At 48.4% G+C, this 6,585-nt stretch carries 7 protein-coding genes; 4 read left to right on the top strand and 3 right to left on the bottom strand.

Annotation, left to right across the window (positions count from 1 at the left end; all coding sequences use genetic code 11):
• The first annotated feature begins 120 nt into the window (after nt 1–120).
• Nucleotides 121–1,419 (top strand): hypothetical protein, encoded by a 1,299-nt coding sequence (locus H6S82_RS13655; RefSeq protein WP_190473623.1) that lies wholly within the window; start codon nt 121–123, stop codon nt 1,417–1,419.
• 41 nt (nt 1,420–1,460) lie between these two features.
• Here H6S82_RS13655 and H6S82_RS13650 read toward each other — a convergent pair whose 3' ends face one another.
• The gene (locus H6S82_RS13650; protein ID WP_322112007.1) at nt 1,461–2,636 is read right to left on the bottom strand and encodes a SpoIID/LytB domain-containing protein; all 1,176 of its coding nucleotides are present in this window, start codon (nt 2,634–2,636) and stop codon (nt 1,461–1,463) included.
• A 181-nt stretch (nt 2,637–2,817) separates the two neighbouring features.
• On the opposite strand from H6S82_RS13650, the gene H6S82_RS13645 reads away from it, so the two are divergent.
• Complete coding sequence (locus H6S82_RS13645) at nt 2,818–3,750, top strand: ribonuclease Z (RefSeq protein ID WP_190473625.1); 933 nt, start codon at nt 2,818–2,820, stop codon at nt 3,748–3,750.
• Nucleotides 3,751–3,847: 97 nt separating this feature from the next.
• Here H6S82_RS13645 and H6S82_RS13640 read toward each other — a convergent pair whose 3' ends face one another.
• Nucleotides 3,848–4,264 carry a hypothetical protein gene (locus H6S82_RS13640; protein WP_190473627.1) on the bottom strand — a complete coding sequence of 139 codons (417 nt, stop codon included), beginning with the start codon at nt 4,262–4,264 and terminating at the stop codon, nt 3,848–3,850.
• A gap of 291 nt (nt 4,265–4,555) precedes the next feature.
• Complete coding sequence (cobU, locus tag H6S82_RS13635) at nt 4,556–5,107, bottom strand: bifunctional adenosylcobinamide kinase/adenosylcobinamide-phosphate guanylyltransferase (protein ID WP_190473629.1); 552 nt, start codon at nt 5,105–5,107, stop codon at nt 4,556–4,558.
• A 179-nt stretch (nt 5,108–5,286) separates the two neighbouring features.
• On the opposite strand from cobU, the gene H6S82_RS13630 reads away from it, so the two are divergent.
• Entirely contained in the window at nt 5,287–5,991 is a 705-nt protein-coding gene (locus tag H6S82_RS13630; RefSeq protein WP_190473631.1) for a hypothetical protein, read from the top strand.
• A gap of 49 nt (nt 5,992–6,040) precedes the next feature.
• The coding region (locus H6S82_RS13625; RefSeq protein ID WP_191056316.1) for a glycosyltransferase family A protein at nt 6,041–6,585 on the top strand (545 nt) is incomplete at its 3' end.

The following is a 6,585-nucleotide window of genomic DNA, read 5'->3' as shown; positions in this document are numbered from 1 at the left end:
AGCCCTACCCATCGATTGTTGCGACTTAAGACCAGATCGGGTAGTGTTCCCGGCTTTCCCATCTCGAATTTTGGATAAATTTATACTGAAAATAGAAGCTCAATACCGTCGAGGCAAAATATGGCTGCAAATCCCAGCATTATGCAAGCTGTCGAACAGCTGCATTACCGCGTGACCGTAGGGGATGTGGCGGCAAAGGCAGGATTCGATTTAAATGTAGCCCAGCAAGGATTGCTAGCCCTAGCATCCGACGCCGGCGGACATTTGCAAGTGGCAGAAACGGGGGAAATTGTTTACCAGTTTCCTGAAAATTTCCGGGCGATTTTGCGAAACAAGTTTTTGCGGTTGCGGCTACAAGAATGGTGGCAAAAAACCTGGAAAATATTGTTTTATCTAATCCGCATTAGTTTCGGGCTAGTTTTGCTGACTTCGATCGTGCTGATTTTTGTCGCGATCGCCATTATCCTCATTACCGTTAATTCCAGCCGCGACAGCGATGATTCCCGCAGCAGCGACTCTGGCGGCGGTACAATCTTTATCCCTTACTATTGGTTTGGCCCAGATTGGTTTTGGGTTTTCTATCCCGACTACGACAGTCCCCAGTACCAATATCGGCGGCGAGAAAAACCCCAGATGAATTTTCTGGAAGCCGTTTTCTCTTTCCTATTCGGTGATGGCAATCCCAATGCCAATTTAGAAGCACGCCGCTGGCAAGAAATCGCCACAGCCATCCGCAACAACGGGGGAGCTGTGGTCGCCGAACAAATTGCTCCCTATTTAGACAATATTGGGGCAGGATATTCGCAAGAATACGAAGATTATATGTTGCCTGTACTGGCTCGATTCAACGGGCTTCCCGAAGTCAGCCCCGAAGGACAGATCGTCTATCGCTTCCCCGATTTGCAGGTAACGGCAGCCCAGCAGCATCCCCAGGTAGTACCGACATATCTGCAAGAGTTACCCTGGCGCTTCAGCGCTGCCAGTTCCGGACAAATTATCCTCTCAGCCGGACTGGGAGCCTTCAATTTGGTAGGCGCTTTGGTATTAGGGAACCTGTTGGCTGGTGGGACGATTGCGGCCAAATTGGGCGGACTTGTTGCCCTTGTTCAATCAATTTATTGGCTGCTGCTGGGTTACGGTATTGCTTTCCTGGCTGTACCTTTTATCCGCTATTTTTGGATTCAATGGCGCAACGGCAAGATTGCCTTCCGCAATCAACAGCGCCAAGCAAGAGTTATGCAACTGAACCAACCCAGTGCCAATTTACAGCAAAAAATTGCCTACGCTCGTCAATTTGCTGCCGAAACAATTATCGATCGTCAAGATTTAGCTTATACGACCGAAACAGATTTGCTCGAACAGGATATCGAGCGTAAAGACCAGATTGATACGGAATGGCAGAGACGGCTAAATAATTAAACCTTAAAAAGGCAGAACTTTTAATTATTTAGCCAATTGAATTAGTTCACCACTTTAATTTTGCCTAGAGTCGTACCCTGGTAATAGTGACGCACAATTTGCTGGTAGTTAGCACCCTGGCGAGCCATACTGTAAGCTCCCCACTGACTCAAACCGAGACCGTGACCGTAACCGCGCCCCTGTATTCGGAAAGAGCTGGGTAGGGATTTTTCGCCGTCAGGGGTGACAGTGAACCAGGTGCTTCTCAGATCCAATGCCCTCCGCAGAGCAGGGCCGCTGATCGTTCGCGCTCCCCGATCGCCGATAATTTTCATGGTAATGATGCGTCCGACTGGGGAGGTGCGTTCCGGTGTCATGGACAGCACGTTGCCCACACCATCGATGCGGCGGCTGAGTTCTTCGCGGGAGATGGTTTTCACCCATTGGGCTTCAGGAGTATTGCCATCAAAGTCCGGAACGCCGCGCAGGTAGGGCAGATTGTCTGACCAGACATTTTCGACGTTTTCGGTATGTCCCCCAGATGAGGAGTGGAATGCTGCCAGAATAATCTTACCTTTGTAGGTCAGGACTTGACCTGCGGTGCTATCGACTGGGGAGTAGAGGGATGGGGCTTCACTTTCTACGCCTTTATAAACCTGCCACGCGATCGTATCCCCCAAATCGTAGATGCTGTTGCCTCTCGTTTGCCGCTGATAAAGTGCGTAGGTGCGGGCGGCTACTGCTTGAGCTTTGAGAGCTTCTAGGGGCCAATTGGGGTATACTTCCCCGCCTAACACGCTGTAGAGATACTTTTCCAAATCGACGTAGTTGATCGCAGTCAAACCGTTATTTACGAACACAACTCGCGTGCGTCCCCGATACCAGCGATCGCCTATCCAAACGTAGCCGTTATTTTGGGGTTCAATCCAGACCGAGCTGGAACGCCACCGATCCAGCGCCACTCCGTTGCCGCTCGCCTGAGCTTGGAACGCATTCATCGGAGCAATTTCTCCTAGCGGCTGACCGGCGGCATCGCGGACAATTGCTTTGGTGGAGCTGCCGACTTTGACCTGGCCGACATTTTCTTCAATGGCGACTCGCAGTTCCAATGCCGCTTGTGCGGGAGCAACGAGCGCAATCCAGAATAACACCGATAGCCACAGCTTTGGCCTTTTTTGCGGCATGGACTGGTTTAGTTTTGTGGAAATAAGCTCCATGAGCAAACGTATAGGCATCATTTTGCTAAAAACCTCCTCACACGGCTGCTAAATGAGGTTACAAGTATGGGTATTGCTGGCAGCGTCCGAACAGTCCAATAGCATAACGCAATTCAGGTCATTGGTAAAGAAAAAGTTTTTTTCCTAGCTAATATGTCAATAGAGATGTTATTGAAATTCGGATAAGGTTAACTAAAAGCCCGTGCAGATTACTTTTTTGGGCACAAGCTCCGGTGTACCGACGCGATCGCGCAATGTTTCTAGCGTTGCCTTGCGCCTGCCTCAGCGGGCAGAATTTTGGTTGTTTGATTGCGGTGAAGGCACTCAGCACCAACTGCTGCGAAGCGACCTCAAAATCAGCCAACTTACTCGCATTTTTATTACTCACCTGCATGGCGATCATATTTTTGGTTTGATGGGTCTTTTGGCAACTTACGGTTTGGCCGGTCATCCCACTAGAATCGATATTTACGGGCCACCCGGTCTAAATGAATACCTGCGAGCTTGCGAGCGTTACTCTTATACTCATCTTTCTTTTCCCCTTAAGGTACATACGGTTCAACCTGGACTTATTTATGAAGATGAGGAATTTACTGTATTTTGCGGCCCTCTGAAGCACCGCGTTACGGCTTTCGGTTATCGGGTAATGGAAAAAGACCGACCTGGGAGTTTTAATGTGGAAAAAGCTGCTGAATTGGGCATTTCTCCAGGCCCTATTTACGGCAGGCTCAAACGCGGAGAACAAGTTACTCTACCAGATGGGCGTCAAATTAATGGTGCCTCTTTGTGCGGGCCAACCGAAATTGGGCGCAAATTTGTTTATTGTACCGACACAGTTTATTGCGATGGTGCTGTGGAATTAGCGCAGGATGCGGATGTGTTAATTCACGAAGCTACTTTTGCCCATCAAGATGCTCAGCTTGCTTTTGAGAGATTGCATTCTACATCAACAATGGCAGCACAAGTAGCTTTAGGGGCGGGTGCAAAACTTTTGATTATGACTCATTTTAGTCCCCGCTATGCACCTGGAAACGATCTTCAACTGAACGATTTGTTATTGGAAGCGCGGGCGATTTTTCCGAATACAGAAATGGCTTATGATTTCCTAACTTATGATGTTCCTCGCCGCAAATAAAAACAATTATAAATTTAAAGTAACAAATTGTAAATTTTTAAATCAAAAATTTGAAATTTGCCATTTTAAATTTATTTTCGTAGTGTGCTTTAAAGTTTTATTTGTTTTTTAATAGCCGATCGCGAATTTGGCTCAGATGTGCCTGAGTGTCAATTGGCGATCGGGGTGAAGGAGCCTCTGTATTAGGCCAGCCACCTAGATCGAAACAAGGACAGGCTAGCGGGGGCATCCCAACTTTCCGCACGGGAACGGGCATAGAACAGCGAGCGCAGCTGTTCATTTCCCACTGTGGCGTCAGCAGTTGGGCAATGGTTTCGTTTGTCCCTTCTAAGTAGCAGTCCCCTGAATCGGGAGAGAGAATTTGTTGCCAACATTCCTCAAATTCATCGCTATAGCGATCGCTTACAATCACCTTTTTAGGAAGTAGGGCTTCCTGACCGTTCTTAATGATTAATTTCTTGCCTAACTGAAACCAATAAGCAAGATATTGCCTGATTTCATTTGCCGATGCCATAAATTTAACCGCTCCCTCGGTAGCATCCAGGGAGTTGTCGATCCCATATTGCATACAAGAACTTATTCTCAATGTAATCTCTATTTTCCTAAACGGGTTTCCTGCTAGTGGGTGATTGCGAGAGCAACAAAAGGATTACTTTTACCCTGGTAAATGTATGTTAACGTTTATCGGTCATCTATCTCCAATCATAAATTAGGAGTTAGGAATGGTTAGCCAGAGGACGATCCCGCCCCTAGAGAAGAATATCTATGTTTTTGGCTCGATCGCTCTACCGATCTAGTTGGATCTCTAGGATGGGAGACGATCGCCCAAAACGCTCAAGTTCAAAACATAACCCCCGGTGACTAAATAAACTGGATCGGCGATCGCACTGACTCTACGCACCAGGACACCGAGACGATCGCGGAACTCCCGACCGGAGGGGTACGCAGGAACCACACCCCAACCAGTTTCTTCCGCTACAAAAATGGCATCGCAGGTACAATTATTTATATATTGCAGCAACTCTTTTATGGTGTTCTCCCAGGACGCGGCATCTCGATCCAGGAGGTTAGCCACCCAAGTTCCCAAAGAATCTACTAACAGGCAACTCGTCTCCGCCGCCTCGCCAATTGTTGTCGCCAACTGGACTGGCACTTCCAAAGTAAGCCAATCAGAAGGGCGTCGGTACTGGTGTTGTTGGATGCGATGCTGCCACTCCGAATCAGTGCGATCGACCTGTGCGGTAGCTACATAGATAACGGATTTGCCGGAGTTTTGGGCCAAAATTTCCGCCCATTCACTTTTACCAGACCGTGCAGGGCCTGTCACCAAAATTACTCGCTTTTGCGGTTCTGTCATGATAGATATCGTGTAGAGTCGGCACTGCCTACCCTACATTAAGAGCCGATCCAAAAATTGAACGCGAACAAAGATCTCGATCTTGATTTATGGTGCGGTATGTAACCTTCAATCGGATTTTTCAGGTAGGCTCTAAGAGAAAATTACTTCTCTAGCTTGGATTTTACCCAATCGGTCTCATGGCTACTATGAAACCAGAGTTACAAAAGATGGAGCCGACATTGCGCCAGCAGACAACACAAAGTCTCTCAAAAGACAAGCAGCTGCCCTTGAAGTCGGGATCTCGGACTGATAGTGCGAAATCGCAGTCGCTAACTACCCACCAACCTATCCCAAGCGATCGGTCGGTGGAATCTGTATCCCTGCCACAAAAGCAAGCGAGAAAGACACCCGCGCTACCCAAAATTAAATCGCCCAGATTTACCAGCCACCGCAACGGCATTAACCCCTACTTGGCAATGAATCTGCTCAAGGAAATGGAAACGGTGGTGGCGCGATGGCAGAGTGAATTGCGACAAATCTTGCGGCAAATTCAAGATATTTATCTGGAAGGGCCGATAATCGAAGGTTGGTTGGAGTCGGAGTCTGCTCAAACACCGATAGCAGCGCCGACTGTAGAGCGAAGTCAAAAAGGGAGAGGGCGAGTTTCTCATTCCCCATCCCAAAATCGTAACGCTGGTCGATATCGTCTAGTAAATCGGAATGCCGACGGCAAGCTGCTGTCTCGTCCCTGTCCGCCAGAGGAAGTGCCCAGCGTTAGTTTGGCGATCGCACGGTATCAAAAGTTGCAACATCTGCTCGCTCGCAAGCAGGAATTAGAAACTCATCTCACCGAGCTAGCTGAGGTTCTCACCGTTGTACAAGGTCACATCCAAACACTGTGATATCCAGGCGACGGCGATATTTTCGATCGAAACAGAGGTGATTGAGTTTATGCCTTTAATTTCTGCCATTATCTGCACTCACAATCGAGATAGCTATTTGGGCGCTGCTATTGATAGCTTGCTAGCACAGGATTTCGCGGATTTTGAAATAGTGGTGGTGGATAATGCGTCGAGCGATCGCACCCGCGCTGTTGTAGAGTCGCGATCGGGAGTGAAATACATCTACGAACCCGTTACCGGTTTATCTGTCGCACGCAATACAGGTGCCCACGCAGCTAGCGGCCAAATTCTCGCCTATCTCGATGATGATGCTGTGGCTAGCTCCCACTGGCTCAGCGTCCTGTACGCAGCCTATCGAGATAACGAAAAACTGGCAATTGCCGGTGGTAAAGTCACTCTGATTTGGCCAGAAGGTTATACACCGCCACCTTGGCTTTCTGAAGGTTTGGCGGGAAATTTGGGAGCTTATGACTTGGGCGATAATGTTGTTTATATCCAAAACCCCGGCCTTACTCCCAGAGGCTTGAACTATTCCATTCGCCGTACTTTCCTAGAGCGGATCGGCGGGTTCAATGTTAACCTGGGCCGAGTTGG

This window comes from Planktothrix sp. FACHB-1355 (assembly GCF_014748295.1).
In the GTDB taxonomy this organism is placed as follows: Bacteria; Cyanobacteriota; Cyanobacteriia; order Cyanobacteriales; family Aerosakkonemataceae; genus Aerosakkonema; species Aerosakkonema funiforme_A.
This window is presented reverse-complemented; position numbering and strand designations above follow the sequence as displayed.